Here is a 26,982-nt window from a genome sequence, read left to right on the forward strand (position 1 = left end):
CCAAACCTTACACTGCCCAATAGCGCCGCCGTGCCTCGGCGGTTTAGTCCAACAAGGTTTATCTGCCGCAGGGAGGGTCCGTGGTTGTCGATGCTGCGCGGCGGCAGATAAACGCTATTCGTTTTCGTTAGACCGTGCAATCAGACGCGCTGACACAGTTCGACGGCCAACTCTTGGACGGGCTTGAGTTCTGCGCTCGGGTCTACGCCCTGTTCGAGTCCATCTGGAGTTCCCCTGACGGTGGTTCCCGGCTGCGAATGCGACCGACCCAAGTGGAGAAGCGACTGCTGGAGGAACTCCTTCCGATTTGCATGTATGTCCAGGCGAACTACCGACCCGGCCTTTACATGTCGGTTCGCTGGATTGACGGGCCGCAAACCTACGACGCAGAAATTGAGCAGCGTGGCGGCCACGTTTCAGAGAACAACTACCCGGCGAAGGCGTACGCCGAAGTGACCTCCGCGGTCCATCCCAACGAATATCTCAGTCGCGAGTTGTTGGACACGGCAGGTTTTGCCTTTGGACTTGACGGCTTGCGTCGACTGAAGGACGGTTCCATCGAGTCGGTGCCGGTCAGCCATACCAACGGAGATTTCGTTGCCAAGTTTGCTGATCTCGTGCTGGACCAAGTGGCGAAGAAGGAAGCAAAGCGATACCCGCAGGACACCACGTTGATTGTCCAGTGCACGTTGAACCTCCCTTACATGCCGGACGAATGGGCCGATTTGGTGGTTCGTATTAGGGAGCGGCTACCGCCCTCCCAATTCCGTGAGATCTACCTGTACGACCCGGTTGGCCGCTACAGTCATACGATCTTTCCAAAGTCAAAGGCAGCAGATGGCGCCCGCCCGGTCTAACATGTCGTTCGACGCGGACACGCACCGGCAAGGCGCCGCAAGCCGTGCGCGGGAGCATACGTCTTGCGGCGCCTCGCCGCTGCGTGCCGGTCAACTCCGACGTTATACGTCCTCACAGGCGCTGCTGGGCGGTACCGAGTAAACTGTGTCGAAGCATGTGGAGGTCGCAATGTCCACCCTAGTCGACGAACTTTCAGCTCGAGCCAAAGCTTTGTCAGCCGAGGATCGCGCTCGCCTCGCAGAAGAACTCCTGGAGTCCTTGCAGGGGGAGGCTGACGCCGACGCCGAGGCTGCCTGGGATCGGGAAATCGAGCGCCGGGTTGCCGAAATCGAGTCGGGCGCCGTCCGTCTCATCCCCGCCGAGGAAGTCCACGCCGAAGCCCGCCGTTTGATTCGGCGGTGAGAGCGGTCCGCTACCACCCGGAAGCCCGTGCGGAGTTTCTGCACGATGTCGAGTACTACGCGGCCATCAGCACTCGGCTTGCGGAAATCTACGACAAGGCGGTTCACGCCGCGGAAATGCAGGCGGCTGCTACTCCTGAGGCTTGGCCAGAATACCGAAACAAGACGCGCCGCGTCATTGATCGCAGGTTCAAATTCTCGCTGGTGTATTTGCATAGCGAGCATGAGGTCTATGTCGTCGCCATCGCGCCCATGAAGAGGCGGCCAGGCTACTGGAAGAGGCGGGTCCGTGACGTATAACAGGTCGGTCGACGCTGACACGTTGCGGCAAGGGGCCGCACGGCGCCGTTGGAAATCGTGCACCGTTCCACCCCTTGCCGCAACGTGCCGGTCATCTTCACGTTAGACGCTACCCAGCACCATGCGCTCCTTTGCATGCATCGCTTCGCTCTTCCTCGTGGCCGAGGCTTCATCGTCATGGGCCTTCGAGCAGGCGTTCGAGCCGCCACCATTTGTAGTGTCCGTACCGCAGATCCCGGACTTCAGGGTCACCAACATCCCCAATCGCTCGAATGCACTTTCCGTTCATGCTCTGGGCCGGAATGAGATCTTTGCGGCGGAAGTGACCGCGGCGCCTTCGCCTCAGGCCGGTAGTACGAGAACGTGCGCTGGTATGTTCCTTCGGGATCTCGTCAAACGCCCAAACATGCCAGACCGAGACAGCATCTATCGCGCGCCCTTTGATGCATCTACCTTCCTGGTCCTTTACATTCTTGAACAGCGGGGCAAGAAGGAACTGCATGCTCACCTCTTGTCTTCTGCGGGTGGAACTCACTGCGTCGACGCCCACTTCAGCCGAGACATGGCGGTCGGCGAGGACGAGGACAAGTGGAGAACAACATTCACGGGCGCTCGCATTCGCGAAGGCAGCAAGTGATGCCTAACCCGTGCATCAGTCGGGCCGCTTCAGCCGGCTTCTGGCTTCCGCGGGCAATGCCGTCTTACATGGCAGTCGACGCGGACGTTCTATCGGCGCGCTCTCGCCCGCCTACTGTCCGCGGGTCGTTTCTACGTTAGACGGCGGAGAAACCCCGTGCTTGATCAACGGTCCTGCCAGTAGCCAGGCCGGCGACGTTGATGGGCAACCGCCAACACGATGACCTCGGTGCCTGCCACCTCAAAGTGGATCGTGTAGGGAAAGCGCCGGAGGATGTAGTAGCGGATAGCGTCCGAATCTGCGGGCCACATCAGCGGATCCTCGGAGAGGCTATCGATTGCCGCGATCAATTCGGAACGGAATGCATCCGCCGCGAAGGGGCTGCGTTCGAAGTACCAGTGAAAGGCTTCCTCGATCTCCTCTTCTGCTAACGGCAGAAGCGAAACTCGGAAGCGCACTACAGAGCGCTCAAGCGCGCCTTCGCATCGGCCCAAGCGACGGGCTGCACGGAGCCGTCGCGGAGGGCTGCGCGGCGCTTTCGCACTTCTTCCCGCCAAGCTTCCGAAATCGAGGGATCTGCGCTACCCTCCAGACTGTCGAGCAACGCCACGACGAGAGCAGAGCGCTCTTCGTCCGGAAGTGCCAAAGCTTCGTGCAGAAGGTGATCTACGCGAGCATTCATGCAGGAAAGTCTAGCACCCGCCCCACGAGTCGTGTACCTGGGCCATCCGCCATCTCACAGGTGGTTCGACACGAAAACGCAGCGCCATTGCGCCGCGAGCCGTGCGCGGGAGCATTCGTCTCGCGGTGCAATGCCGCTGCGTGCCGGTTAGCTCCGTCATCAGCCCGCACACACACACGTCACCACCGCCATCCATCTCCAAGGAAAGCGCACCATGGCCAAGTACCTGATCTCCTTTCCCAGTGCGGCGATGGTCGTGCCCGAGGGCGAGTTGGAGGCGGTGGGCCGCGACGCGAGCGCCGTGATCGATGAGGCAAAGGCCGCTGGCGTTTACGTCTTCGCCGGCGGCATCGACGGAGCCGTGCCGCCCGGCCTCGTCTCGGCCGACGGGTCGGTCGCCGAGGGCGGCTACTCCTGGGCGCCCCCGCTGGACGGCGGCTTCACCGTGCTCGAACTGCCCTCGCGCGAGGAGGCCGTCGCGTGGGCCGCGCGCATTGCGAAGGCCTGCCGGTGCATGCAGGAACTACGCGCCTTCGGGTTCGACCCGCGGGCCTGAGGGAGGTACTGGAATGGTGCAGAAGTGCAGCCTGACAATTCATTCAAGCTGACGCCGCTCTCGGCGCACCTTACTTCAGTCTGCCATGACGTCTCTCGTGCGACCGCCACTTCGCACGCATTCCTTTTTGGCCGCTGTCGCACTGGCCTTTCTCCTCTCTTGCGGACCGCTTCATGGGCAGACACCCGATCCCCGGATCGCGGAAAAGACCCGGGCTTCTGAGTAGACACAGGACAGTCGAGACCCCCTATTCATTGCTCCGCTCCAGCAGATAACCCAGCCCGCCGACGCGGTACCAGTGGTAGCCGTAGGGCTCCATCACGATCGTGTGCACGCCGCGCCCATGGGCCTGGCTGTGGTCCTGCGTGAGCAGGTTGACGAGCTGCCGCCCCTTCTCGTCGGCGAGGCGGATCTGGATCTCGGTGGACTCGTTGCGCAGGTTGTGGATGGTGACCACGGCGTTGTTGCGCCAGTCGTAGCGCAGCGCCAGCACGCCGTCGTTGCCGGTGTCCAGCACCTTGAAGTCGCCCCAGCCGATCTCGGGCACTTCCTTGCGCATGCGGATGATGCGCTCCGTCCAGTTCAGCAGCGAGCTGGCGTCGCGGCGCTGGTCGGCGGCGTTGATCTTGTGGAAGCCGTAGGGCCCCTGCTCGATGACGGGCAGCACGGGCTTGCTGGAACGCGTGAAACCCGCCAGCGGCTCGGTGGACCATTGCATCGGCGTGCGCGCGCAGTTGCGCTCCGGCAGCGTGAGGTCGTCGCCCATGCCGAGTTCGTCGCCGTAGCGGATCACCGGCGAGCCGGGCAAGGTGAACAGCAGGCTGTAGGCCATCTCGAGCCGGCGCCAGTCCCCGCGCAGCATGGGCCCGAGCCGCCGGCGGATGCCCCGGTTATAGAGCTGCATGTCCTTGTCGGGCCCCATGTCGTCGAACACGGCCTGGCGCTGCTCCTCGGTGAGGCGCCCGAGATCGAGCTCGTCGTGGTTGCGCAGGAAGTGGGCCCACTGCGCGTTGTCGGGCCGGTCGCGCGTCTGCTCCAGCGCCTTCACCAGCGGCTTGATGTCGGCGGTGGCCAGCGCGTAGAACACGCGCTGGTTCACCCAGAAGTTGAACATCATCTGCAGCCGGTCTCCGTCTTCGCCGAAGTAATGCAGGTTGTTCTTCGGCTCCACGTTCGCCTCGGCGAGGATGATCGCATCGCCGCGCCGCCACTGCAGGAACTCGCGGAAGCTGCGCAGCATGTCGTAGCGCAGCCGGTGCCGCGGCTGCGGCCCCTTGGTGGAGATCACGAAGGGCATCGCGTCCATGCGGAAGCCGCACACGCCCAGCTCCAGCCAGAAGCCCATGATCTTGCGGATCTCCGCCAGCACCAGCGGGTTCTCGGTATTGAGGTCCGGCTGGAAATCGTAGAAGCGGTGGAAGTAGTACTTCCCCGCCACGGGGTCCCGCGTCCAGGTGGTCTTCTGCACGCCGGGGAACACCATGCCCTCGTCGGCGTTCTCCGGCTTCTTGTCGGACCACACGTAGAAGTCCCGGAACTTCGACGCGGGATCGCGGCGCGCCTCCTGGAACCAGGGATGCTGGTCGCTCGTGTGGTTGACGACGAGGTCGATCATCACGCGGATGCCGCGCTGCTCCGCCTGGTTGGTGAACTCCACGAAGTCGCCCAGCGTGCCGAAGCAGGGATCGACCTGGTAGAAGTCGCTGATGTCGTAGCCGTCGTCGCGCCGCGGAGACTTCTGGAAGGGCCCCAGCCAGATGCAGGTGACGCCCAGGCCGTGCAGGTAGTCGAGCCGGCGCGCCAGGCCTTCGAAATCGCCGATGCCGTCGGCGTTCGAGTCCATGTAGGTGCCGACGTGCACGCTGTAGATGACGGCGTTCTTGTACCAGAGGTCCTTGATCATCGAGGGCTCCGCGACTGCTGTCAGGGATGGGCGCGGAGTATGCGACGGGTGGGTGGGCTCGGGTGGCCTGGACCCGCCGATGTAACGTACTGATGCAATGGCAGAGCAGCGCGAGGGCGTGGGGATTCGTCCGGCAGATTGAACCGGCGTTCGCAGGGTGGCGGATGACCCCGGCTATCTCTCGCGGGACAATCGCAAGCTCGTGCAGCCTGAACCGAGGAAGGGCGCTGTGGACTCACGCACCATGCGACGCAAGTTCCTTGCTGGCCTGCTGACCGGCTTGCGAGTGGTCTGGCCGGTTCTCTCGGGCCTGCTCGTCCTGATCGCCGGCCTCGGCCTGATCGTCGGGATCCGGGAGGGTTGGCCGTGGACGGATTCGCTGTATTTCGCGTTCGTCTCCGGGCTCACCATCGGTTATGGCGACCTCGCGCCCAAGACGCTGCTCACCCGTACGCTGGCAATCTTCATTGGCTTCTGCGGTGTGCTGTTCACGGCGCTGATCGCCGGTATCGCCGTCAAGGCATTGACGGACATGACCAAGGAAGACCAGCCTTGAGGAGTGCGCTCTAAGATGGCGGTCGCCGCGAACCGGGCCTCTCCCTGGAGGCCGCAGCTTCGAGCCCTCCTACAGGACCCTGTGCCATGTCTTTCGCCATCTACCCGGCGTTCCTCTTCACGGTGGTGCTGCTCATCACCACCACCTACTTCCTGCTGGGCGGGCTTCCGCTGCTCGTTCTCAAGCACGACGTGCCGCTCGATGCGAGCTTCATTCGTGGCTTCTTCACTGTCTACTACAAGGCGGCCTTCTGGGCCGCGGTCGGCGCGTGTGCCAGCTTTGCGCTTTGGGGCCGGCCTGCATTCGCCGCGGGAGCGGCCGCCTTCGCCTGGTGCGCGACGCTGCTCCGACGGTACCTCCTGCCCGCCATGCAGCAGCTGGGGGCCCGCATCGAAGCGAACGAGGGCGAAGCCATCCAGCGCTTCCGCCGTGTCCATGGTGCGGCACTGCTGGTCAACGTGGCCCAACTGGTCGTGCTGGTCTGGGGCACGCTCCAGCTCTCGAAGGCCGTCTGAATCGCGCGATGAGCACCTCGCCGCTCGGACGACCCTACGACTACGCCGTGTCGTGCCTGCACCAGGCGGCGGGCGACATGGAGGCGCTTCCCCTCGAATTGCAGACATTGCTGCTCGTCGAATCCGCCCAGGGCATCATCGACAACGGAGGCCTCGAATACTTCTACGAGGCCGACTTCCCGAACAGCCCGCCGTATTCCGTTTTCGTCGAAGCCTACCGGCGCATCGGAGCGGACTCGGCGGCGGACTGCATCGCCAGCACGGCGAGGATGTTCCCGTTCGCGGAGCCGCAGCTGTTCGAACCTCTGCGGCAGCTCTGGCTGGCGAAGCTGGGCGCAGAACCCGACAGCGAATTCCATCGCCTGAGCAAGCGCATTTGCGGCGACGAGTCCGTCTGGAGCAGGCTGGCCGCGTACGTGGAGAGGAACCGCGATGCATTTGCCGCCGCATGAGACCCCGGTGCAAGCCGCCCGGCTGCCGAAGATCACCGGCGCGCCCCTGCTGGTGCTGGCGGGCCTGCTCGCCACCGCGATCCTCCCCGCCCACGCCGCCACGCCCGTCGCGCTGGCGCCTGGCGAATACGAGCTGACGACGGAGACCGTGCTGCCGCACCTGGAGGAGGCGCTTCGCTACGCGACGACCCGGACGCGCCAGTGCCTGCAGGCGCCCGACGCCACCGAGCTGTTCCCGCTGCTCCGGCACCAGGCCTTCGCCGGCTGCGCCCTGGTGTCCGATGCGAAGGCGAGCGATGGCCTGCATTACGCCCTGCAGTGCAGGAACCCCGAGGCGGCCACCGGGTCGGCGGTCTTCGAGCTCGATGGCAGCCGTCTCTCGGCCGTGCTCGAACTCAAGATGGGCGGCAAGAACATGACCCTGTCGCAAAGGCTCCACGGGCCTCGCCTCGGTCCGTGTCCCAGGTAGCCCGCGCATCCATGGACCGGCTCTTCCGGCTCCCGCTGCGGCTGATCGCGTCCGCCTACCGCGACATGCAGGAGCGCCTGCGTTCGGCTACGGCCGCCAGCCCTTGACCATCTCCAGGAAGTCGCGGCGATTCGCCTGCACCGTCGCACGATCCCCGTGCAGTTGGAAGATCACGTTGCCTTCCGGAGCCTCGACTACCGTGGCCAGCAGCGTCTGGCCCGGCTTGGGCGCTCCGGCCGCGGCGCCGAGCGTGCGCGTATAGGTACCGGTCAGTTCCACGAGCGTGGCGGGCAGCCCGCCGACCGTGAATGTTTCACGCTTCGGGCTCACCGGTGCGCCGTCCGTTCCCTTGAACTGGGAGGACCAGCGCGCGATGTTGGCGTCGGCGCTGCCGCCTTGCCCCGAACCGAAATGGAATACCACGACCTCGCCATCGGAGGCGCCCGGCGCCGCCGGCACGCGGAACTGGGCGAGGCGGAAAGTACTCGCCGGCTGCTGCGCCTGCCACTGGGCCGGCACCGGCACGGAATAACGCAGCAGCGGCAGCCGCTCGGCGGCTCCGGCGGCCCCCGCCAGTAAGCTCCAGGCAAGGAGCGCGGAAATCGCGACCCCGACGCGCCCGCCGGGGCGCGTCCACTTGCGGTTGGTCAAGGCCAGTCGCGGCATCGCGGAAGGATACTCCCGGGCGGACTTCCCCCCGTCAAGGCCGGGAAAGCCGCGGAACTTAGAATCCGGCTGGCGCTTCTTCCCGGTTGCGCCGAATTCACCCCTTTTTCCTAGCGAGACGAGACGACGCCGTGGCTGCCGATACTTCCAAGATCATCTACACCCTCACCGATGAAGCGCCGTACCTGGCGACGCACTCGTTCCTCCCCATCGTGCGCGCGTTCGCGGGCGCGGCCGGCATCGACGTGGTCGAGTGCGACATCTCGGTGGCCAACCGGATCCTGGGCGAATTCCCGGAATTCCTGACCGACGCGCAGAAGGCGCCCAACACGCTGGCCGAACTGGGCAAGAAGACGCTGCAGCCGGACGCCAACATCATCAAGCTGCCCAACATCAGCGCCTCGCAGAACCAGCTGGTGGCCGCCATCCGCGAACTGCGCGCCAAGGGCTACATGGTCCCCGAGTTCCCGGAAAACCCGCAGACCGAGCAGGAAAAGGAACTCCGCAAGCGCTACGGCAAGGTGCTGGGATCCGCCGTGAACCCGGTGCTGCGCGAAGGCAATTCCGACCGCCGCGCCCCGAACGCGGTGAAGGAATACGCCCGCAGGAACCCGCACAGCATGGCCGAGTGGAGCCCCGCTTCGCGCACGCACGTGTCGCACATGACGACCGGGGACTTCTACCACGGCGAGAAGTCGCTGACGCTCGACAAGGCGCGCGACGTCAAGATGGAGCTGATCACGAAGTCGGGCAAGACCATCGTGCTGAAGCCGAAGACCTCCCTGCTGGCCGGCGAGATCATCGACTCGATGTTCATGAGCAAGAAGGCCCTGGTGGCCTTCTACGAGCAGCAGATCGAGGACGCGAAGAACACCGGCATCATGTTCTCGCTGCACGTGAAGGCCACCATGATGAAGGTCTCGCACCCCATCGTGTTCGGCCACTGCGTCAAGATCTTCTACAAGGAAGCCTTCGAGAAGCACGGCAAGCTGTTCGACGAGCTGGGCGTGAACGTGAACAACGGCCTGGCGAACCTGTACGACAAGATCAAGTCGCTGCCCGAGTCCAAGCAGGACGAGATCAAGCGCGACATGCACGCCTGCCAGGAGACCCGCGCCGAGCTGGCCATGGTCGATTCGGCCAAGGGCATCACCAACTTCCACTCGCCCAACGACATCATCGTCGACGCCTCCATGCCCGCGATGATCCGCCAGGGCGGCAAGATGTACGGCGCCGACGGCCGCCTGAAGGAAGTCAAGGCCGTGATGCCGGAGTCGACCTTCGCCCGCATCTACCAGGAGATCATCAACTTCTGCAAGTGGCACGGCGCCTTCGACCCGAAGACCATGGGCACCGTGCCCAACGTCGGCCTCATGGCGCAGCAGGCCGAGGAATACGGCTCGCATGACAAGACCTTCGAGATCCAGGAGGACGGCGTCGCCAACATCACCGACCTCACGACGGGCGAGGTGCTGCTGTCGCAGGACGTGGAGCAGGGCGACATCTGGCGCATGTGCCAGGTGAAGGACGCCGCGATCCGCGACTGGGTCAAGCTCGCGGTCACGCGCTCGCGCAACTCCGGCATGCCGGTGGTGTTCTGGCTCGACCCGTACCGTCCGCACGAGAACGAGGTGATCAAGAAGGTCAACACCTACCTGAAGGACCACGACACCAAGGGCCTGGACATCCAGATCATGAGCCAGGTGCGCGCCATGCGCTACACGCTGGAGCGCGTCGTCCGCGGCATGGACACGATCAGCGCCACCGGCAACATCCTGCGCGACTACCTGACCGACCTGTTCCCGATCATGGAGCTGGGCACCAGCGCCAAGATGCTGTCCATCGTGCCGCTGATGGCCGGCGGCGGCATGTACGAGACGGGCGCGGGCGGCTCGGCCCCGAAGCACGTGCAGCAGCTGGTGGAGGAGAACCACCTGCGCTGGGATTCGCTGGGCGAGTTCCTCGCGCTGGCGGTGAGCCTGGAGGACGAGGGCGACAAGACCGGCAACAAGAAGGCCAAGATCCTCGCCACGGCGCTGGACGCCGCCACCGGCAAGCTGCTCCAGAACAACAAGAGCCCCTCGCCGAAGACCGGCCAGCTGGACAACCGCGGCAGCCAGTTCTACCTGACGCTGTACTGGGCGCAGACCCTGGCCGCGCAGACGGAAGACGCCGAACTGGCCAAGCGCTTCGCGCCCCTGGCCAAGACCCTGGCGGAAAACGAGAAGAAGATCGTCGACGAGCTCAATGCGGTGCAGGGCAAGCCGGCCGACATCGGCGGCTACTACTTCCCGGACCGCAAGAAGGTGAGCGCGATCATGCGTCCGAGCGCGACCTTCAACGCCGCGCTCGCGACCGTCGCCTGAGTTCCGTCATCGCCTGAAGACCGTCATTCCCGCCCGCGCGGGAATGACGCGTCGCGTTCCCCGGGTGTTCTCTCGGTCGCGCACTCTTGCGGCCGGGCGAGACGCCCATAGATGAGCTGGATGAACGCACCCCTCCCTCCGGCGGCCGCCGCAGCAGCCCACGCCCAAGGCCTCAAGCTCTTCCAGCCCGCCCGCATCGGCGACATCGCCGTGGCCAATCGCGTCGTCATGGCGCCGCTGACGCGCAGCCGCGCCGACGAATCGGCCGGCGACGTCCCGGGCAGCGAGATGAACGTCGAGTACTACCTGCAACGCAGCAACGCGGGCCTGATCATCAGCGAGGGCACGCAGGTCTCGCCGGCGGGCAAGGGCTACATGGCCACGCCGGGCATCTATTCCGACGCGCAGGTCGAGGGCTGGCAGCGCATCACCCGGGCCGTGCACGAAGCCGGCTCGAAGATCGTGGCCCAGATCTGGCACGTGGGCCGCGTCTCGCACCCGGACCTGACCGGCGGGGTGCAGCCGGTGGCGCCTTCGCCCATCGCGCCGCGCGTGCCGGCGTACACGCGCAAGGGCAAGGTCGAAGTGCCGGTGCCGCGCGCGCTCTCGGTGGCCGAGATCCAGGCCGTGGTGGAGGAGTACCGCCGCGGCGCCGCCAACGCCATGCGCGCCGGTTTCGACGGGGTCGAGATCCACGGCGCCAACGGCTACCTCATCGACCAGTTCCTGCGCGACGGCGCCAACCAGCGCACCGACGCCTACGGCGGCCCGGTCGAGAACCGCGTGCGCTTCGCGCTGAAAGTCGTGGATGCGGTGGTGGCCGAAGTCGGCGCCTCCCGCGTCGGCATCCGCCTCTCGCCGGTCACGCCGGCCAACGACCTGGGCGACAGCCATCCGCAGGCCGTCTTCGGACGGCTCGTGGAGGAGCTGGACCAGCGGGGCATCGCCTTCATCCACTTCGTCGAAGGCGCGACCGGCGGCCCGCGCGACCTCCCCGGCTTCGACTTCGCCTGGGCGCGCCGCGCGTTCCGGGGCACCTACATCGCCAACAACGGCTACGACCGTGCGATGGCGATCGACGCGGTGGAAACGGGCCGCGCCGACGCGGTGGCCTTCGGCCGCGCGTTCATCGCCAATCCCGACCTGGTGCCGCGTCTGAAAGCGGACGCGGCGCTCAATGCCCCGAACCCGAGAACCTTCTATACGGCGGGTCCGGTGGGGTATATCGACTACCCGTCACTCTGACGGGGGGCGCTACACTTGCGCCCCACCGCGAGGGCGCATGATCACCGTCCACCACCTCGAGACATCCCGTTCGCAGCGCGTGCTGTGGCTGCTGGAAGAGCTGGGCCTGCCGTACCAGATCGTCGGCTACAAGCGGGACGGCAAGACGCGGCTGGCGCCGCCGGAGCTGCGCCGCATCCACCCGATGGGCAAGTCGCCGGTCCTCACCGACGGCGAGACCTCCGTGGCGGAATCCGGCGCGATCCTCGAATACCTGGCCACCACCTATGGCGGCCGCGCGCAGGGCGAGCTCGCCCACCTGCAGCCCGCGCCGGGCACGCCCGAGTGGCTGCCCGTGCGCTACTGGATGCACTTCGCCGAGGGCTCGATCATGAACTGGCTCGTGATGAAGCTGGTGTTCCTGAGCATTCCCTCGCAGCCCATGCCCTTCTTCGCGCGGCCGATCGCGCGCAAGCTTTGCGAGCAGGTGCAGCGCAAGCTGATCGACCCCAACATCGCCACCGCCGTGCAGCTGATGGAAAGCCACCTCACGCACCACAAGTGGTTCGCGGGCGAGCAGCTCACCGTCGCCGATTTCCAGATGAGTTTTCCGGTGGAGGCCGCGTTCGCGCGCGCAGCCGGCGCCGCCGACCTGCCCTGCCTGCGCGCCTACCTCGAGCGCATGCAGGCGCGGCCGGCGTACCAGCGCGCGATCGCCAAGGGCGGGCCGGTGGTGATGGGCGTGCCTACTTGAACTCCCGCAGCGCCCGCTCCTTCACCTTGCCGCCTTCGATCACGGCGACGCGGGTGTCGGCCAGCGAGCCGCCGCGCTCGTCCACGCCGTCCAGGCTGTTCGGGTTGGCGGCCGCGGGCAGCTGCTTCATCGCCTTGTCCAGGTTGGCGCGGATCGCCGCGGCGTCGGTCACCGTGCCGGCCAGCTTCATGGCCAGCGCGGTGGCGTGCACCGTGGTGTAGTGGCGTAGTCGTGGTCGGCCGCGGCGATCGCCAGGTTCTTGCCGTACTTCGCCATCGCGTGCTTCACGAAGGGCTGGATGTAGGAGGTGAATTCCGGCGGGATGCGCAGCCCGTACGCGCGGACACCCCTCCCTGTCACCTTCGCGTCTGATGAATGAATTTGGATGACGCGATTGGCGTGCAAGCGACAGTCACCGACGCGTGCGGGCGACACTCAGCACGTGCGCCCGCAGGTGCGTGAGCACGAACGCGTCCATCGCGCGGATGTCGGTGTGCTCGCGGCCGTAGTGGTAGACCACTTCGAGGTGCTCGCCGTAGCGGCGCGATGCGAGGTGCGTGCGATGGATCGGGGTGCCGGGCATGTGGACGGCGACGACCGCGCCGTCGCTGCCCTCGAACGTCCAGGCGTCCTGGGTCGCAAGCCGGTACACGCCGATGCCCTCCAGCGTGCGCCGCACGAACCAGGGGCGGCCGGGCTCCTGCTCCGAGCGCGTGGGCAGCGCGCGGTCCAGCAGTCCTTCGGCGCGGCTGCGCGTGCCCGGCGCGAGCGGGCGGATCACGACGCGCACCTGCGACGCGTCCGCGATCCAGTCGGTCGAAGCCAGCGGCGTGCCGGACGGGAGTTCCAGGTGGGCGGTGAGCATGTCCCCCTCGGGGCCGGGGACGGCCCGCAGTTCCTCGGAGACTTCGAGCCGCACCGCGTGCGATGGGGTCTCGAGCAGGTGGCTGGCGGGCCGCGCCATTGCGGCCGCGCAGGCGAGCGCGGCGGCCACTGCAAGCCGCGACGGGCCGGACGATCTCCCGCGGTCGCGCATGCAGGCCACTCTAGGGCCACCGCGGGCCGGCCGGAACTGGGGACAGTCTCTACCCGGAGGGCGGGCGTTGCGCGGCGTAGTCCTGCGCCTACGCCGGGCGTCGGCGCGCGCCGCATTGGCAGCGGCGGCGGCGGCTCAAGAATTTGCGCCCCACCGAAGGAGATCCACATGCCCAAGGAAACCCAGCGAGAGCAGGCGGCGCAGGACGAGGCCACCCCGCGCGAAGACGAACCGATTCCCTCCGCCTCCGACGAGAAGGTGCTGGACGAAACCGTGCGGCTCGCGCGCGAGGGACGCAAGGAACTGGAGTCCGATCCGAAGGAGCCCAAGCCGGAGTCGGACTGAATCCGCGCCGCTAGCGAGCCTCGCTGACGTGAACCTGAAGCCCGCCTCGTGCGGGCTTTCTTGTCGACGGCGCGTAACGGATGCGATAAATTCACCGCGGCCCGAACTCGAAGAAGTACTGTCAGCACAACCGGTTGGGCATCCGGCGCGGGGGAGAGGGGGCGGATGGGGGCGGCTGGGGAACACGATCTCGGCGATTGGCTGCAGTCCATCGGCCTGGGGATGCACGCCGAAACCTTCCGCCGCAACGACGTCGGCTTCGACGTCCTGCGGCGCCTGTCGGACTCGGACCTGAAGGAACTGGGCCTGTCCCTGGGCCATCGCCGCATCCTGCTGGACGCGGTGGCCGAACAGGCCGCGCAGTCCGCGCAGGCCGAGCGCCGGCAGATCACGGTGATGTTCTGCGACCTGGTCGGCTCCACGGCGCTGTCCGAGCGGCTGGACCTCGACGACCTGCGCAGCCTCATCCACGCCTACTACTCGTCGTGCTGCAACATCATCGAGGCGGCGGGCGGCTTCACCGCGCGCCTGGTGGGCGACGGCATCCTGGCCTACTTCGGCTATCCCAAGGCGCGCGAGGACGCCGCCGAGTGCGCGGTGCGCGCGAGCCTGCAGATCCTCGAGCGCATCGCGAGCGAGCGGCTGCAGGGCCGCGACGCGCTCGACGTCCACATCGGGATGGCCACCGGCATGGCCGTGATCAGCGACATGGTGGGCACGGGCTTCGCCGAGCGCCACGCCGCCACCGGCCTCACTCCCAACCTCGCCGCGCGCATCGAGTCGCTGGCGCCGGCGGGCAGCGTGCTCGTGTCCGACGAGACGCGGCGCCTCGCCGGCGGACTTTTCACTTACGCCGACCTCGGTTGGCACCAGTTCCGCGGGCTCGAGAAGCCGGTGCACGTGTGGCGCGTGATGGGGGAATCGCTTTCCAGCGTGCGCTTCGAGGCTTACCGCACGACCCTCTTCGAGTGCGTCGGCCGCGACACCGAACTGGCCACGCTGTCGGCCCACTGGCAACTCGCGCGGCAGGGGCAGGCCAGCATCGTCACCGTGCGCGGCGAGGCGGGCATCGGCAAGTCGCGCCTCCTGCGCACGGCCTCGGAGCAGTTCGCGCGCTCGGCGGGGCTGGTGGTCCTGCTGCAGTGCTCGCCCAACCAGGCCCGCACGCCGCTCCATCCGCTGATCGCGTGGATCCGCCGCGAGGCCCGCGTCACCGGCAACGACCCGGCCGACAACGTGGCCCATCTCTCGGGCTGGCTGGGCGGCATGGCGACGCGCCTGGAGGTCGCCCTGGTCGCCGACCTGCTGGGTGCGGCGCTGCCCGAGACGGAAGCGCTGCCGCCGATGCCGGCGGACCAGCGGCGCAACCTCACGCGCGAAGTGCTGGTGCGGCATTTCGAGCGCCACTCCGAGTCCGCGCCCGTGCTGTTCATGCTGGAGGACGCGCACTGGATGGACGGCGCCACCGAGGCCTTCCTGCGGATCCTGTTCGCGCGCATGCGGCAGCGTCCGTTCATGGCGCTGATCACCACGCGCCCGCCGGAGCAGCGGGACTGGAGCGCGGTCGGACGCGCGAGCGAGATCCCCCTGGAGCCGCTGCACGCGGCCGACGCGGAGAAGTTGATCCGCAACGCCTGCAACGGCCAGACGCTGCCGACCGCGGTGGTGGACCTGATCCTGGCCAAGACCGACGGCGTGCCGCTGTTCATCGAGGAACTGACGGCCACCGTGCTCGAATCGGAAGCGCTGCGCGGCGCGGGCAGCGCTCCCGCAGCCGGCGAGCCGCTGCCCGCGCTGGACATCCCCTGGACGCTGCGCGACAGCCTGCTGGCCAGGCTGGACCGGCTGGAGGGCGCGCGCGAGGTCGCGCGCGTGGCCAGTGCGCTGGGGCGCGAATTCACCTTCGCGTTGCTGCTGGACGTCACCGGCCAGCCGGCGCGCTCACTGGCCGCCGCGCTGGACCGGCTGGTGGAGGCGCAGTTGCTGTTCCGCCGGGGCGAGCCGCCCAAGGCGGAATACCTCTTCAAGCACGCCCTGATCCAGCAGGCCGCCTACGACGGCCAGCTGCGCGGCGACCGCCAGGCCCTGCACGCGCGCATCGTGCACGCGATCGAGAAGCACCACCCCGGCATGGCCCTCAACGAGCCGGGGCTCATGGCGCACCACTGCCACGAGGCCAACCTGCCCGCGAAGGAGGTCGGCTACCTCCATGCGGCCGGCGTCGCCTCGACCCGCATGGTGGCCATCGCCGAAGCGCTGTCGTACTTCACGCGGGCGGAGGAGCTCGTGGCCAGGCTCGAAGTCACGCCGGCCAACGTGCGGCGCCACATCGACGTGATCCTGGGCCTGATGGAAGTGGGGCGCTTCGCGATCCTGCCGCGGCGGCTGATGGAACTGGGCGCCCTGGCGCGCAGCCTGGCGCGCACGGACGGCGTGAGCCTTGACGACGCGACCATGTCCGCGATCCTGTTCCAGGAAGGCCGCGCGTACCTGTACACGGGCCGCTACACGCAGGCGCGCCGCATCTTCGCGGAGATCCGCCAGCTCGGGCGCGAGCGGGAATCGATGCTGCTGGAGATGAAGCCGGCCTCCGCCCTCAGCATGAACCTCTGCTGCCAGGGCCTGTTCAACGAGACGCTGGACTTCATCCACGAGGGCAACATCGGCCACTACAAGGAGGCCGGCAGCTTCATCGACTACATCTCGGGGCTCGGCTGGATCGCCTATGCCATGTGCGAGACGGGGCCGGGCGACGGGGGCCTGCGCTTCGCCGACGATTCGGTGCGGGAGGCGGAGCAGCTGCAGTCACCGATCTACGTGGCCGGGGCGCGCATCTGGCGCAGCCACGCGCTGATGGCGCTGCGCCGCTTCGACGAAGCCGTGGCGGATGCGCGGCGCTGCGTCGAGCTCAGCGAGGTCCATTCGGTGCCCTACCTCGGCTGGCACGGCCTCGTGTTCCTCTCGCTGTGCCTGTGCCGCGCGGGCCGCTTCGACGAGGCGGCGCAGGCGCTGGAGCAGGCGCGCGCGATGCTGGAGCGCTTCGCGCAGGGGCAGTGGTCGCTGCCCGATTACCTCCCCGCCATCGAGGCGGAGCTCGCCTGCTTCAGAGGCGAGCATGCGCGCGCGCTGGCGAGCGCGGACCAGGCGATCGAGACGGCGCGCGCGGTCGGCGGCTACTTCACGGAAGCGATGGCCTGGCGCGTCAAGGCGGTGAGCAGCGTGCGCACCGGCGGCGACCCGGAGGCCGCGCAGGCGCTGTTCGACCAGGCCGTGCGCCTGCACGAACAGGGCGGCGCGCGCGCCGAACAGGCGTTCGCCACCCTGACCTGGGCCCATGCGCTGCAACTCGCCGGGCATGGCGAGCGGGCCCTGCAGGCGATGCGCGCGGCCCGGGACCTGGCGCGCCGGCACGGCTTCAGCCTGTCGCGCTGCGAGTACGGCGCTTCGGCGATGCTTTGAGGGCCGGCGCCGGGGCCAGCCCCCAGGCCTCCAGCACTTCCTCCAGCGGGCGCCCGTAGGCCCGCGGACCCATGCCCGCGGATTTCTCCCGGCCGCCCTCCAGGAAGAACAGCATGTCCTGCGAGCGCAGGGCGCTGAAGTACAGCGGGCCCGCGTCGCCGACGCATTCCGCGATGGCGCGGCCGACGGTGCCGACGGAGGGCGGCGCGAGCGACGTTTCCGCATCGAAACCCACCCGGATCCACTTCAGCCCCTCGCCCAGGTAGAAGTGCACCGCCATGGGCGGCTCGTTCCCGGTCTTCAGCTTGCCGGAGATGAGGTCCACCAGCGCCGTGCGCGCCGGGGGGCGGGACGGCAGGCCCTTGGCGGGCCGCGGCGTATCCCACGGGACCGGGTCCCATTCATTTATATGGATCATGCGAACTCCACGCGTCTGCAACAGAATATGACAAACAACGTGAGGCAGGCAACGATGAAAGAAGACGGACGGAAGAAGAGGGCGATCGCGCTGGCGGGCGGCGGGCCCGCGGCGGGGCTGCACATCGGCGCCCTCGCGGCGCTGGAGGAAGCGGGCATCGAGTTCGATGTCTTCTCGCTCTCCTGTGTGGGGGCCTGGGTCGGCATCGTCTACAACACCCGCAAGCCGCCGGACCGCGCCGCCCAGACGCTGGCGTTCTTCCGCGACCACTGCTTCCGCGACGACCACTCGTACGAATGGTTTCCCATGAACCGCGGCTTCGCGACGGACCTGCTGGCGGTGTTCCAGGCGTGGGCGCGCTTCGTGGTCGCTCCGGGCCTCGACCTCACCAAGCTGATGCCGCAGCCCGCCGAGGTGGCGAAGAGCATGGCCCACACGCTCGAACTGGTCTCCAAGGTGCCGAAGGCGCACGAGATCAACTACTGGATGCTGAACGACGTGCTGGCCGTGCACCCCTGGACGCGCTGGCTCACGGCCCTGGTCTACAAGTCCGAGATCAACGGGCTGTCGCGGATCTATTACGACGAAAGTCCCGCCCTGAAAGCGGCCTTCGGGGACGTCGCGCTCGATGCCCCGGGCATGCCGGAGATCTACCACAACGCCTGGCGCATGCCCCGCGGCCGCAAGCCCGGCGCCATGCAGATCTTCCACAACCGCGCCGGGGCCGGCCACGCGCGCCGCAACGGCTATTTCCCGATCACGCACGAGTCCCTCTGCGCCTGCTCGGCTCTGCCCTACATCGAGCAGAGCGTGAAGATCGGCGAGGACGAATACACGGAGGGCGCCCTGGTCGACACGGTCAACTTCGCGAACATCGTGCGCGACCACCCGCGGCTCGACGAGATCTGGGTGAGCCGCATCGTCGACGACAGCCAGGTGCGGCCGGCGCGCGACCTCTCCGGCGCGCTCGCGAACCTGCCGATGCAGTTCGCCGCCGAAGTCGGCGAGGACGACATCAAGCTGTTCCGTCAGCACCTGATCAACCAGTCGGCGATGCGGCCCCGCGTGGTGGAGATCCCGCTGCACCCGCGCACGAAAGTGAACTTCGAGTGGAAGCACTCCAACCTGCAGCGCGGGTACGAGGAAGGCAGGGAGGCCGTGGAGCGCCTGCTGGCGTTCGATCCGGAACTGCGCTGAGAATGCCCACGCGCGGGCCGGGCCATTCCTACACGCGCCCCCGCCATCCGCGCACCTGCCGCCCCGGGGGGCCTCGCTTACGCTGCAACGACAGTCACAGCCAGCCCACACGCCCCGATGCAGACCCTGTTCGCCCCATTCCGCCGCGGCCTCGTGCTCGCCGCCGCCCTGCTGGCCGCTTCGGCGTTCGCCGCGCCGCCGGCTGCCGCGGCCGCCGATCCCTCCGCGGTCGTGCGGACCGCCGCGGGGAAGAAGGACTCCACGACGAAGGCGCAGGCGGGTGCGAAGAAGGCCACGCAGGCGACGTCCGCGAAGCCGGGGGAGAAGACGGCGAAGAAGAAGGATCCGGAGCCGGCGAAGCCCGGGCCGCTGGCGGACTTCGGCGACGCAGACGCGCCGGCTGACGTGGTGCGGGTCGCCAACTGGGTCTCCGCCACGCGCAACCAAGGCAAGAGGGCCTTCGTCCTGATCGACAAGAAGAATGCCCGGCTCTATGTCTTCGACCCCCGCGGCAAGCTGAAGGACCACACGCCCGTGCTGTTGGGAAAGGCGGTCGGCGACGACAGTGCGCCCGGCATCGGCAGCAAGCCCTTGTCGCAGATCAAGGAAGAAGAGAAGACCACGCCCGCCGGCCGCTTCCTGGCCGCCCCCGGCAAGAACAACCACGGCGAAGACATCATCTGGATCGACTACAAGGCCGCCGTCTCCATGCACCGGCTGCGCAGGGTCTCCGCGGAGGAGCGGCGCGCGGAGCGCATGGCCACGCCGGAGTCCGACGACAACCGGATCTCCAACGGCTGCGTGAACGTTCCGCCGGATTTCTACAACAGCGTGCTGCGGCCGTCGGTCCGGAAATACGGCGCCTATGTCTACGTGCTGCCGGAGACGCGCACGCCGGAGCAGCTGTTCGGGTCCCTGGCGGTACCGTCGAACCAGAGCAAGGCTTGACATCGGTCAGCGAAGCGCGGGCGGGCCTGCGCGCATCATTCCTTCATGCGGGACACACGGTTCGAGGAACTGATGGCCGCCTGGAAGGCGGCGGAAACCGCGCTCGAGGCCTACACGGCCACGCGCGGACCCTGCGCCGACCCCAACTTGAGGCGGCTGATGACGCAGCAATTCCAGTACGTCGCCTGGCGCAGGTACGGGCAGCTTTGCCGCTATGTCGCGTCCTGCCGGAGAAGGCTGCCGCGGATCTGAGCGGCCTTCAGGCGAGCCCCGACACCGGGATGGCCGCGCCGTGGATCGCCCGCGCGGCGTCCGAAGCAAGGAACGCGATCACCTCCGCGAGCGCTTCCGGCGCCACCCAGCGCGCGGGATCGGCCTCGGGCATCGCGGCGCGGTTGTCCACCGTGTCGATGATGGTGGGCAGCACGCAGTTGACGTTGAGGCCCTTGTGCTTCAGTTCGGCCGACATCGATTCGGTCAGGCGCAGCACGGCACTCTTGGCGGCGCAGTAGGCGCCCATGTGGGCCGCTCCCTTCTGCGCGGCGCTCGCGCCGACCGTGACGATCCTGCCGCTGCCTTGGCCGATCATGTGCGGCACCACCGCCTGCGCCACGTTCACCAGCGTGCGGGCGTTCACGTCCATCAGGAAGCGCCAGTCCTCGTCGGCGGTGCGGTGCACCGCATCCCCCATGCGAAAGCCGCCGGCCAGGTGGCACAGGGCATGGATGCGGCCGAACTTCGCCACGGCCTCGGCGGTGCCCCGGGCGACCTGGTCGGCATCGAGCAGGTCGGCGGCGACCAGCAGGGCCTCGCCGGAATCCTCGAAGGCGCGTTGCAGCTGCGCCCGGTCGCGGCCCACCAGCACCAGCTGCGCGCCGCGCGCGCGGAACGTGGCCGCGACCGCGCGGCCCAGGTGGCCGGCGGCGCCCGTGATCATCACCGTCTCCTTCGTCGTGCCCATGCGCTTCCTCCTTGAATGTTGCGCTGTCCAGGGTGGAAGCGTACCGCTTCGAAACACCGGCGGCGACGACAGGGTAGAGTCGGGCCCGACGATGGACAGACTTCAAGCCGAGCTGCAGCGCCTCTTCCTTTCGCCGGACCCCGCGCCGCCCGGGCAGGCGCGCGCCATGGTCCTGGGCGTGTCAGGGCCCGACAGCTGGGATCGCCTCGGGAAGGCGTGGCAGGGCGTGCAGGCGGACCTGCAGCTGCCGGCGCCCGGCATCGCGGTGTCCGGCACCGACGCGCACCAGCTGTGGTTCTCGCTCGCGGAGCCCGTGCCGGCGGCGCGCGCGAGCGCCTTCCTCGACGCATTGCGAAGGCGCTACCTCGCCGAGGTCCCGCCGGGGCGCGTCGCCATGGCGCCCTCGGAGGCGATGCCGCAGGCCGGCGCGCTGCCGCCCGCGCAGGTCGCACCGGGGCGGTGGTCGGCCTTCGTCGCACACGACCTGGCCGCCCTGTTCGCGGAGGAGCACTGGCTGGACCTCGAACCGACCCCGGAGGCGCAGGCCGACCTGCTGTCGCGCCTGCAGTGCATGCGGCCCGCCGACTTCGCGCGGTCGCTGGCGCTCGCCGGGCCGGCGGACGCGGAGCCCGCGCCGGCGGCACGCGCGGCGCAGCAGCCGGACCCGCGGCGCTTCCTGCTCGAGGTGATGAACGACCACGCCGTCGAACTGCAACTGCGCATCGAGGCGGCGAAGGCGCTGTTGCCCTACTGCGAAGGCCCTGCCGGTGCGCGCCGCTGAGCCGGTGCTGCGCACCCTCCCCAACGGGGTGAGGCTGCTCGCGATCCCGCTGCCGCACGTGCAGAGCGCGAGCGTGGGCGTGTTCCTGCGGGTGGGCTCGCGCGACGAGACGCCGGCCAGCAACGGCATCAGCCACGTGCTGGAGCACATGGCCTTCAAGGGCACCGCGACGCGCAGCGTGCAGGCCATCAACCTCGACGCGGAGCGCCTGGGCGCCGACGTGAACGCCTTCACGAGCAAGGACACCACCGGCTACTTCATGACGGGGCTGGGCCGGCACGCGGACCGCTTCCTCGAGATGACGGCCGACATCGTCCTGAACAGCACCTTCCCCGAGGCCGAACTGCGGCGCGAGCTGGACGTCATCCGGCAGGAGGCGATCGAGTACGCCGAGGATCCGCAGGAGAGCTCGAGCGAGCTGCTCGATCGCGCGATCTGGGGCGAGCACGCGATGGGCATGCCCGTGATCGGCACGGTGAAGAACATCGAGCGCTTCGCCCGCGCGGACCTGGTCGCGCACGTGCGGTCGCACTACGTGGCGGAGAAGACGGTGGTGGCGGCGGCCGGCAATTTCGAAGTCGAGGCCTTCCTGGACCGCGCGGCGCGGCTGTTCGCCGGCATGCCCCGCGCCGCGGACGCGGTCCCTTCCGCGCCCGCGACGCCGCTCTATGTCGGCAGCGCCGTGGGGCGGCGGTTCAGCCAGGTGTCGCAGGTCTTCCTGAACCTGGCGTATCCCATGGGGCCGGTGCCTCCGGAGACGCTGCCCCAGCAGCGCTGGCGCCTCGTGGCCTCGCTGGCGGCGATCCTGTTCGGCGGCGGCATGTCGGCGCCGCTGACCGACACGGTGCGCGAAAGGATGGGCCTCGCCTACACGGCGCAATCGAGCGCGGAAGGCGGCGACACCTGGTACAACTTCATCGTCCATGCGGTCACGACGCCGGACAAGCTGGAGCAGCTGATGACCGCCACCGGCGAACTGCTGCGCGCGCACGCGGCCGGCATCGACCCGGTCCACCTCGAGCGCGCGAAGAACCAGCTGACGGTGTCGCGCGTGCGCTCTTCCGAGCGAACCTATGCGGCGATGGAGCGTGCGGTCGAAGAGCTCTTCGTGCGCGGAACGGTGACCCCGATGGAGGAGACGCTGGCGCAGATCGACGCCATCGCTGCCGACGAAGTGCGCACGGTGTTCGAGCGCATGCTGCGCAACCCGGCCGCGCTGGCGATCACCGGCAAGGGGGCGAGCGCGAAGTCGGCCCGGGACCTGGTGGCGACGCTGGCTTCGGCGAGCCGCTAGTCAGCGCGGGCCCGCGCCGGCCTCCTCCAGGCATTGCTGCTCCGCCTTCGCCCGGGCCTTGTTCAGGACCAGGGCCATGTGCTCGGGCAGGGTGCAATCGGTCGAATCGTCGGGCGGTGGCGGCAGCGCGTCGCAGGGCGGATCCCCGGCGCGAGCGCCGGACGCGTCGCGGGCCTCGAGGCAGGCCGCGCGCCGCCGGCGCTGCTCGTCGGCGGCCACCATGCAGGCGCTGGCCCAGTACACGTCGTGGATGATGCTGACGTTGTCGGTGCACCACTCGAAAGCCTTGCGCGCGGTGCTGCCCGGCGCGGGCAGCGGCTGCGGCACGGGAGCCTGCAAGGCGGCGCGCTGCGGCCAGTGCCCGGTGCCGCCGAGCAGTGCGTGGACCGCGGCGATGCCAGCCAGCAGGACTGCTGCAGCTGCTTCGGAGGGATCCATGGTGCGCATGCGCCTGCCTCCAGCCGTCGCCCCAGAATAGCACCGGGGGCGATCGGCTGCATGCGGGCGCCTTCAGGGCATCACTTCGACGTACTCGTAGGCCTCGCAATCCGTGAGCCGCCTCCGCAGCGGCACCGGCAGCCGCGCGAACCACGCCTGCGGGTCGTGGCGGTCGATCTCCTCGCCGAGGAAGCGGACGAGCTCGCAGATCGGGTCCACCACGCCGGCCCGGTAGCCGGCGTCGTCTTCCACGTAACCCCGGTGCAGGTTCTTCATGCAATTGCCGCGGCACCAGTCGAACGCCTCGCAGCTCCCGCAAGGCATGGCGGGCGTGCGCTGCAGCGGGCTCGCCTTGAGCCAGTTGCGCTGGATGCTCCCCATCAGCATCTTCGGGTCGTACAGCATGTCGGGGCAGGGGAAGATCTGGCCGTCGGGCATCACGTTCAGCAGGTGCGAGGAGACGCGGCACTGCGTGCGGCCGCCGTAGAGTTCCTGCGCGCGGCCCGGGAAGAGCTTGTTGCGCACGATGCCCATCAGCGGGATCACGGGATAGAGCGCGTCGGTCGCCGCGAAGAAGCGCTCGACCAGGCGGCGCAGCACCGCCTTGCGCTTGGCGATGCCGCCGTCGCCGTACATGGCGTCCGCCACGAACTGCCAGTACATGTAGTCGAAGGGCGAGTCCGCGGCGACCAGGGCGTCCAGTTCCTCGAAGGTGGTGTCGGCATTGCCCCAGGTCACGCGGGCCGTGAGCGTGCCGCCCACCTGCTCGTGCACCTGGCGCAGGTTCTTCAGCACCTGGCGGTAGATGCCGCGTCCGCGATAGCCGTCGGTGATGACTTCGCCGCCGTCGATCGAGACCAGCACGTTCGACAGCCGCCGCAGCATCCAATCCGGCACGTCGTCGATCAGGGTGCCGTTGGTCTGCAGCTGGAAGCGCCACTGCGGGAAGCGTTCCATCACCTCGGCCATCATCGACCGGTTCAGCGTCGGTTCGCCGCCGTAGAACGTCACGTAGACCTCCTTGTCGGCGAGATGCGTGGCGGCGAAGGCGGTGAGCTGGTCGATGCTGTACGCCACCTGCGTCTGCGACCCCAGCACGTCGCCGACGCCGAGCGAGCAGTAGGTGCACTTCAGGTTGCACTTGAGGGTGGTCAGGAGCTGCAGTTCCACCCGATGGCCCAGGATCGCGGGCTCGGCATGGCGCAGGGGGGACGGAAAGGCGACGACGGCAGATTGCATGACGAACGAAAAATTCAGGGATCCGGCTTATAGGCCGCGGCCGCGAACGCGGTATTGATCCACTGCAACGAGTGCGCCGGGGAGTGCGGCCGGCAGGGGGCGCAACGATGCGACACGCGTTTCATTGGCTTACAGGGTTTCGCGCAACTTCGGCGCGAACCGTCGTGCTACGGTGTCAGCCTCGCCCCGTGCGCCGTGCGAGCCCTCATGCAGGACAACGCAGTACCCGATGCCCCCGCGCGGTCGCCTCCCGGCGCGGACGTGCGCGTCTTCGTCGTCGAAGACCTGCTGGGCACGCGCGATCTCATGGCGGAGCTGTTCGCGGTGATGGGCCATGTGGCAGTCGTCGGAACGGCCAGCAGCGAAGGCGAGGCGAAGCTGTGGATCGACGAGCATCCGCTTGCCTGGGACGTCGCCGTGCTGGACCTGATCCTGGAGGCCGGCTCGGGCATGGGCGTGATCCCCCACTGCAAGCAACTCAATCCGGCGGCGAAAATCGTGGTCTTCAGCGGCTATGCGTCCCCCGTGCTGCGCCAGCACTGCACCCGCCTCGGCGCCGATGCCATGTTCCACAAGGACGAGACGGAAGCTTTCGTCCGCTGGATCCGCGCGCTCGTCGCCGGGACGGGCTAGACGGACCGTTGCCAAACGTACGGAGCCCTCTGGCACCGCATGCGTGAACTACACTCTCGCCGCCCGGAATCACCAACCTCGATGAAATGAACAAGACTGAGCTCGTGCAGGCACTCGCTGCCGCCACCGAAACTTCCCAGGCCGCCGCGTCGCGCGCGCTGGACGCCCTGGTCCGCATCACCTCCGAAGAGCTGTCCAAGGGCGGCGAAGTGGCCATCCCGGGCTTTGGCACCTTCAAGCAGGCCGAGCGCGCCGAGCGCGCCGGGCGCAATCCGCAGACCGGCGAGGCGATCACGATCGCGGCCAGCAAGAGCGTGAAGTTCTCGCCGGCGGCGGCGCTGAAGGCGATGGTGAACACCTCCAAGGCCTGATCGGCTCAGCTTCCTCGCGCGGTCCCGCACCGCATGGCGAGGGTATGTCCAACCTGATCAGCCTGATCTTGCGGCGGGGCCGCGAGGAACGCCTGGCGCAGGGCGCCGGCGGCCTCACCTTCACCACGGTGCTCTCGGTGGTGCCCGTCCTGGTGGTGGGCTTCGCGTTCTTCACGCGCGTCCCCGCGCTGCGGCGCACCGGCGAGGCCCTGCGCGACCACCTGCTGCGCGCCTTGCTGCCGCCGGAGATCACGAAGGCGGTCCTGCAGCAGCTGGCGCAGTTCACCGGCAATGCCGCCGGGCTCACGCTGGCCGGTTCCCTGTTCCTCGTGCTGTCGGCGCTCGGGCTGCTCCTGAGCGTGGAGAACGCGCTCAACCGGATCTGGAAGGTGAGGAAGCCGCGCCCGCTGCTGCGGCGCCTCGGCCTCTATGCCGCGCTGCTGCTCACGGCGCCGGTGCTCGTGGGCGCCAGCCTGTGGGCGACGACGTCGCTGCTCGCTGCCTCGACCGACGCGATCAGCGCGCGCCCGCCGTGGCTCGGCCATGCGCTCAATGTGGGGCCGGTGGTGCTCGGCGCGGCCGCTTTCGCGTGCCTCTATCGCTTCGTGCCGCATGCGAACGTGCGGCGGCGCGATGCGATCGCGGGCGGGCTGCTCGCCGGTGCGGCCTTCGAATTCGGCAAGCGCGGCTTTGCCATGTACCTGGCCAGCGCGCCCACCTACCGCACCGTGTACGGCGCCTTCGCGCCGCTGCTCGCCTTCCTGGTGTGGGTGTACTACTCGTGGTTCGTCACGCTGGCCGCGGCGCTGGTGAGCGCGAACCTGCCGCGCGCCGGCGGAGCCAGCGGGCGCCGCGCCTGAGCGCTTGCGCCGGTGGCGCGCCTGCTTCAGCGCCGGCCGCCGCCACCTCGCATGCCGCCCCCCATGCCGCCGCCACCGCCGCGCCAGCCGCCGCCCATGCTGCCGCCCATGCTGCCGCCGCCACCGCCGCGCCAGCCGATCGACTGGACGGACTGGCCGCCGCCGCCCCCCGACCAGGTCCCGCCGCCATTGCCATGCGCGTACCCGTTCCCATGGCCGTGGTGGTGGTGGTGCCCGCCATCCGAGCAGCAGATGAAGCCGGCCGAGAACCAGAAGGGCGAGTACCAGTACGGGCTGTAGTAGTACGGGTCGTAGTAGTACGGGTAACCGTACGGGTAGCCGTACGCATAGCCGTAGGGGTACGGATAGGGATACGGCGCCGCGTAAGGCGAGGGCGGAACGGTCGACGGGACACCCTGCTGGACGCCCGGCTGGATCACCTGCGGATTGCCCGCCGCCGAAGGTGTCGCGGTCGACGGGGCCGTGGCCTGCGGATTCTGCGACACGGGATAGCTCGGATAGGTGCCGTACGCGGGATAACCGTACGGTCCGTAGCCGGGGTAGCCGGGGTAGCCGGGGTAGTAGGGGTAGTAGGGGTAGGGATAAGCGCAACCCGCCAGCGCCGCACCACAGGCGAGGGAAAGGAGCAGTGTCTTCACGCGA

At 68.3% G+C, this 26,982-nt stretch carries 34 protein-coding genes; 22 read left to right on the forward strand and 12 right to left on the reverse strand.

Annotated elements, in window-relative coordinates:
• Positions 1 to 272: 272 nt before the first annotated feature.
• The 4 genes from JJ685_RS16635 to JJ685_RS16650 all read left to right on the forward strand — a co-directional run bounded on the left by JJ685_RS16635 (position 273) and on the right by JJ685_RS16650 (position 2,196).
• Positions 273 to 857, forward strand: coding sequence for a hypothetical protein (locus JJ685_RS16635; RefSeq protein WP_201675424.1), 585 nt, complete (start codon positions 273 to 275; stop codon positions 855 to 857).
• A 169-nt stretch (positions 858 to 1,026) separates the two neighbouring features.
• A complete protein-coding gene (locus JJ685_RS16640; protein WP_201675425.1) occupies positions 1,027 to 1,260 on the forward strand; it encodes an addiction module protein in 234 nt (77 codons plus the stop codon).
• Positions 1,257 to 1,559, forward strand: a complete 303-nt coding sequence (locus JJ685_RS16645) for a type II toxin-antitoxin system RelE/ParE family toxin (RefSeq protein ID WP_201675426.1) — start codon at positions 1,257 to 1,259, stop codon at positions 1,557 to 1,559. Before JJ685_RS16640 ends, JJ685_RS16645 begins: the two co-directional genes overlap by 4 nt.
• A 121-nt stretch (positions 1,560 to 1,680) precedes the next feature.
• Positions 1,681 to 2,196 (forward strand): hypothetical protein, encoded by a 516-nt coding sequence (locus tag JJ685_RS16650; protein WP_201675427.1) that lies wholly within the window; start codon positions 1,681 to 1,683, stop codon positions 2,194 to 2,196.
• A gap of 164 nt (positions 2,197 to 2,360) precedes the next feature.
• Here JJ685_RS16650 and JJ685_RS16655 read toward each other — a convergent pair whose 3' ends face one another.
• Both JJ685_RS16655 and JJ685_RS30420 read right to left on the reverse strand, forming a co-directional pair.
• Entirely contained in the window at positions 2,361 to 2,654 is a 294-nt protein-coding gene (locus JJ685_RS16655; RefSeq protein ID WP_201675428.1) for a type II toxin-antitoxin system RelE/ParE family toxin, read from the reverse strand.
• The gene (locus JJ685_RS30420) at positions 2,654 to 2,878 is read right to left on the reverse strand and encodes an addiction module protein (protein WP_201675429.1); all 225 of its coding nucleotides are present in this window, start codon (positions 2,876 to 2,878) and stop codon (positions 2,654 to 2,656) included. Before JJ685_RS30420 ends, JJ685_RS16655 begins: the two co-directional genes overlap by 1 nt.
• A gap of 214 nt (positions 2,879 to 3,092) precedes the next feature.
• Between JJ685_RS30420 and JJ685_RS16665 the strand changes: the two genes are divergently transcribed.
• Positions 3,093 to 3,434: a YciI family protein gene (locus tag JJ685_RS16665; RefSeq protein WP_201675430.1), complete on the forward strand. Its 342-nt coding sequence runs from the start codon at positions 3,093 to 3,095 to the stop codon at positions 3,432 to 3,434.
• Between the two features lie 247 nt (positions 3,435 to 3,681).
• Here JJ685_RS16665 and JJ685_RS16670 read toward each other — a convergent pair whose 3' ends face one another.
• Entirely contained in the window at positions 3,682 to 5,337 is a 1,656-nt protein-coding gene (locus JJ685_RS16670; RefSeq protein ID WP_201675432.1) for an alpha-amylase family protein, read from the reverse strand.
• A gap of 244 nt (positions 5,338 to 5,581) precedes the next feature.
• Here JJ685_RS16670 and JJ685_RS16675 point away from each other — a divergent pair, with 244 nt between their 5' ends.
• The 4 genes from JJ685_RS16675 to JJ685_RS16690 all read left to right on the forward strand — a co-directional run bounded on the left by JJ685_RS16675 (position 5,582) and on the right by JJ685_RS16690 (position 7,329).
• Positions 5,582 to 5,893 carry a potassium channel family protein gene (locus JJ685_RS16675; RefSeq protein WP_201675434.1) on the forward strand — a complete coding sequence of 104 codons (312 nt, stop codon included), beginning with the start codon at positions 5,582 to 5,584 and terminating at the stop codon, positions 5,891 to 5,893.
• Between the two features lie 86 nt (positions 5,894 to 5,979).
• Complete coding sequence (locus JJ685_RS16680) at positions 5,980 to 6,408, forward strand: hypothetical protein (RefSeq protein ID WP_201675436.1); 429 nt, start codon at positions 5,980 to 5,982, stop codon at positions 6,406 to 6,408.
• A gap of 8 nt (positions 6,409 to 6,416) precedes the next feature.
• Positions 6,417 to 6,860 carry a DMP19 family protein gene (locus JJ685_RS16685; RefSeq protein ID WP_201675437.1) on the forward strand — a complete coding sequence of 148 codons (444 nt, stop codon included), beginning with the start codon at positions 6,417 to 6,419 and terminating at the stop codon, positions 6,858 to 6,860.
• A 7-nt stretch (positions 6,861 to 6,867) separates the two neighbouring features.
• On the forward strand, positions 6,868 to 7,329 hold the full coding sequence (locus JJ685_RS16690) for a DUF3617 domain-containing protein (RefSeq protein ID WP_201675439.1): 462 nt from the start codon (positions 6,868 to 6,870) through the stop codon (positions 7,327 to 7,329).
• An 87-nt stretch (positions 7,330 to 7,416) separates the two neighbouring features.
• On the opposite strand, the gene JJ685_RS16695 is transcribed toward JJ685_RS16690, so the two are convergent.
• Positions 7,417 to 7,980: a hypothetical protein gene (locus tag JJ685_RS16695; protein ID WP_201675441.1), complete on the reverse strand. Its 564-nt coding sequence runs from the start codon at positions 7,978 to 7,980 to the stop codon at positions 7,417 to 7,419.
• A gap of 146 nt (positions 7,981 to 8,126) precedes the next feature.
• On the opposite strand from JJ685_RS16695, the gene JJ685_RS16700 reads away from it, so the two are divergent.
• The 3 genes from JJ685_RS16700 to JJ685_RS16710 all read left to right on the forward strand — a co-directional run bounded on the left by JJ685_RS16700 (position 8,127) and on the right by JJ685_RS16710 (position 12,339).
• Entirely contained in the window at positions 8,127 to 10,361 is a 2,235-nt protein-coding gene (locus JJ685_RS16700) for an NADP-dependent isocitrate dehydrogenase (RefSeq protein ID WP_201675443.1), read from the forward strand.
• A 120-nt stretch (positions 10,362 to 10,481) separates the two neighbouring features.
• A complete protein-coding gene (locus JJ685_RS16705; protein WP_201675445.1) occupies positions 10,482 to 11,606 on the forward strand; it encodes an alkene reductase in 1,125 nt (374 codons plus the stop codon).
• Positions 11,607 to 11,643: 37 nt separating this feature from the next.
• The gene (locus JJ685_RS16710; RefSeq protein WP_201675447.1) at positions 11,644 to 12,339 is read left to right on the forward strand and encodes a glutathione S-transferase family protein; all 696 of its coding nucleotides are present in this window, start codon (positions 11,644 to 11,646) and stop codon (positions 12,337 to 12,339) included.
• Here the strand turns inward: JJ685_RS16710 and JJ685_RS16715 are convergent.
• Genes JJ685_RS16715 through JJ685_RS16725 form a run of 3 tightly spaced genes read right to left on the reverse strand, consistent with a single transcriptional unit; the run spans position 12,332 to position 13,333 of the window.
• Positions 12,332 to 12,550, reverse strand: a complete 219-nt coding sequence (locus tag JJ685_RS16715; RefSeq protein ID WP_201675449.1) for a hypothetical protein — start codon at positions 12,548 to 12,550, stop codon at positions 12,332 to 12,334. The genes JJ685_RS16710 and JJ685_RS16715 overlap by 8 nt on opposite strands.
• On the reverse strand, positions 12,526 to 12,699 hold the full coding sequence (locus tag JJ685_RS16720) for a hypothetical protein (RefSeq protein WP_201675451.1): 174 nt from the start codon (positions 12,697 to 12,699) through the stop codon (positions 12,526 to 12,528). Before JJ685_RS16720 ends, JJ685_RS16715 begins: the two co-directional genes overlap by 25 nt.
• Positions 12,700 to 12,751: 52 nt before the next feature.
• Complete coding sequence (locus JJ685_RS16725; RefSeq protein ID WP_201675453.1) at positions 12,752 to 13,333, reverse strand: hypothetical protein; 582 nt, start codon at positions 13,331 to 13,333, stop codon at positions 12,752 to 12,754.
• A gap of 210 nt (positions 13,334 to 13,543) precedes the next feature.
• Between JJ685_RS16725 and JJ685_RS16730 the strand changes: the two genes are divergently transcribed.
• On the forward strand, positions 13,544 to 13,720 hold the full coding sequence (locus JJ685_RS16730; RefSeq protein ID WP_201675454.1) for a hypothetical protein: 177 nt from the start codon (positions 13,544 to 13,546) through the stop codon (positions 13,718 to 13,720).
• Positions 13,721 to 13,885: 165 nt separating this feature from the next.
• Positions 13,886 to 17,179, forward strand: a complete 3,294-nt coding sequence (locus tag JJ685_RS16735) for an ATP-binding protein (RefSeq protein ID WP_201675456.1) — start codon at positions 13,886 to 13,888, stop codon at positions 17,177 to 17,179.
• On the opposite strand, the gene JJ685_RS16740 is transcribed toward JJ685_RS16735, so the two are convergent.
• Positions 17,136 to 17,597 carry a hypothetical protein gene (locus tag JJ685_RS16740; protein WP_201675457.1) on the reverse strand — a complete coding sequence of 154 codons (462 nt, stop codon included), beginning with the start codon at positions 17,595 to 17,597 and terminating at the stop codon, positions 17,136 to 17,138. The two genes, JJ685_RS16735 and JJ685_RS16740, sit on opposite strands and share 44 nt — an antisense overlap.
• A 54-nt stretch (positions 17,598 to 17,651) precedes the next feature.
• Between JJ685_RS16740 and JJ685_RS16745 the strand changes: the two genes are divergently transcribed.
• From JJ685_RS16745 to JJ685_RS16755, 3 genes are all read left to right on the forward strand, one after another.
• A complete protein-coding gene (locus tag JJ685_RS16745) occupies positions 17,652 to 18,794 on the forward strand; it encodes a patatin-like phospholipase family protein (protein WP_201675459.1) in 1,143 nt (380 codons plus the stop codon).
• A 117-nt stretch (positions 18,795 to 18,911) separates the two neighbouring features.
• Entirely contained in the window at positions 18,912 to 19,742 is an 831-nt protein-coding gene (locus JJ685_RS16750; protein WP_236599086.1) for a hypothetical protein, read from the forward strand.
• A gap of 45 nt (positions 19,743 to 19,787) precedes the next feature.
• Positions 19,788 to 19,994 (forward strand): hypothetical protein, encoded by a 207-nt coding sequence (locus JJ685_RS16755; protein WP_201675460.1) that lies wholly within the window; start codon positions 19,788 to 19,790, stop codon positions 19,992 to 19,994.
• A 7-nt stretch (positions 19,995 to 20,001) separates the two neighbouring features.
• On the opposite strand, the gene JJ685_RS16760 is transcribed toward JJ685_RS16755, so the two are convergent.
• Positions 20,002 to 20,703 (reverse strand): SDR family oxidoreductase, encoded by a 702-nt coding sequence (locus tag JJ685_RS16760; RefSeq protein ID WP_201675462.1) that lies wholly within the window; start codon positions 20,701 to 20,703, stop codon positions 20,002 to 20,004.
• 91 nt (positions 20,704 to 20,794) lie between these two features.
• On the opposite strand from JJ685_RS16760, the gene JJ685_RS16765 reads away from it, so the two are divergent.
• Both JJ685_RS16765 and JJ685_RS16770 read left to right on the forward strand, forming a co-directional pair.
• Entirely contained in the window at positions 20,795 to 21,484 is a 690-nt protein-coding gene (locus tag JJ685_RS16765; RefSeq protein ID WP_201675464.1) for a hypothetical protein, read from the forward strand.
• Positions 21,471 to 22,778: a M16 family metallopeptidase gene (locus tag JJ685_RS16770; RefSeq protein ID WP_201675466.1), complete on the forward strand. Its 1,308-nt coding sequence runs from the start codon at positions 21,471 to 21,473 to the stop codon at positions 22,776 to 22,778. Before JJ685_RS16765 ends, JJ685_RS16770 begins: the two co-directional genes overlap by 14 nt.
• Here JJ685_RS16770 and JJ685_RS16775 read toward each other — a convergent pair whose 3' ends face one another.
• Both JJ685_RS16775 and JJ685_RS16780 read right to left on the reverse strand, forming a co-directional pair.
• Positions 22,779 to 23,225, reverse strand: coding sequence for a hypothetical protein (locus JJ685_RS16775; RefSeq protein WP_201675467.1), 447 nt, complete (start codon positions 23,223 to 23,225; stop codon positions 22,779 to 22,781).
• A 63-nt stretch (positions 23,226 to 23,288) separates the two neighbouring features.
• Positions 23,289 to 24,455: a radical SAM/SPASM domain-containing protein gene (locus JJ685_RS16780; RefSeq protein ID WP_201675471.1), complete on the reverse strand. Its 1,167-nt coding sequence runs from the start codon at positions 24,453 to 24,455 to the stop codon at positions 23,289 to 23,291.
• A 207-nt stretch (positions 24,456 to 24,662) separates the two neighbouring features.
• On the opposite strand from JJ685_RS16780, the gene JJ685_RS16785 reads away from it, so the two are divergent.
• The 3 genes from JJ685_RS16785 to JJ685_RS16795 all read left to right on the forward strand — a co-directional run bounded on the left by JJ685_RS16785 (position 24,663) and on the right by JJ685_RS16795 (position 26,319).
• Entirely contained in the window at positions 24,663 to 25,088 is a 426-nt protein-coding gene (locus tag JJ685_RS16785; protein WP_201675472.1) for a response regulator, read from the forward strand.
• 86 nt (positions 25,089 to 25,174) lie between these two features.
• Positions 25,175 to 25,459, forward strand: a complete 285-nt coding sequence (locus JJ685_RS16790) for an HU family DNA-binding protein (RefSeq protein WP_201675474.1) — start codon at positions 25,175 to 25,177, stop codon at positions 25,457 to 25,459.
• Positions 25,460 to 25,503: 44 nt separating this feature from the next.
• The gene (locus JJ685_RS16795) at positions 25,504 to 26,319 is read left to right on the forward strand and encodes a YhjD/YihY/BrkB family envelope integrity protein (protein WP_201675475.1); all 816 of its coding nucleotides are present in this window, start codon (positions 25,504 to 25,506) and stop codon (positions 26,317 to 26,319) included.
• 26 nt (positions 26,320 to 26,345) lie between these two features.
• Here the strand turns inward: JJ685_RS16795 and JJ685_RS16800 are convergent, their stop codons facing one another.
• Positions 26,346 to 26,978 carry a hypothetical protein gene (locus JJ685_RS16800; protein ID WP_201675476.1) on the reverse strand — a complete coding sequence of 211 codons (633 nt, stop codon included), beginning with the start codon at positions 26,976 to 26,978 and terminating at the stop codon, positions 26,346 to 26,348.
• Positions 26,979 to 26,982: the final 4 nt, after the last annotated feature.

This window comes from Ramlibacter monticola (genome assembly GCF_016722785.1).
Taxonomy (GTDB): Bacteria; Pseudomonadota; Gammaproteobacteria; order Burkholderiales; family Burkholderiaceae_C; genus Ramlibacter; species Ramlibacter monticola.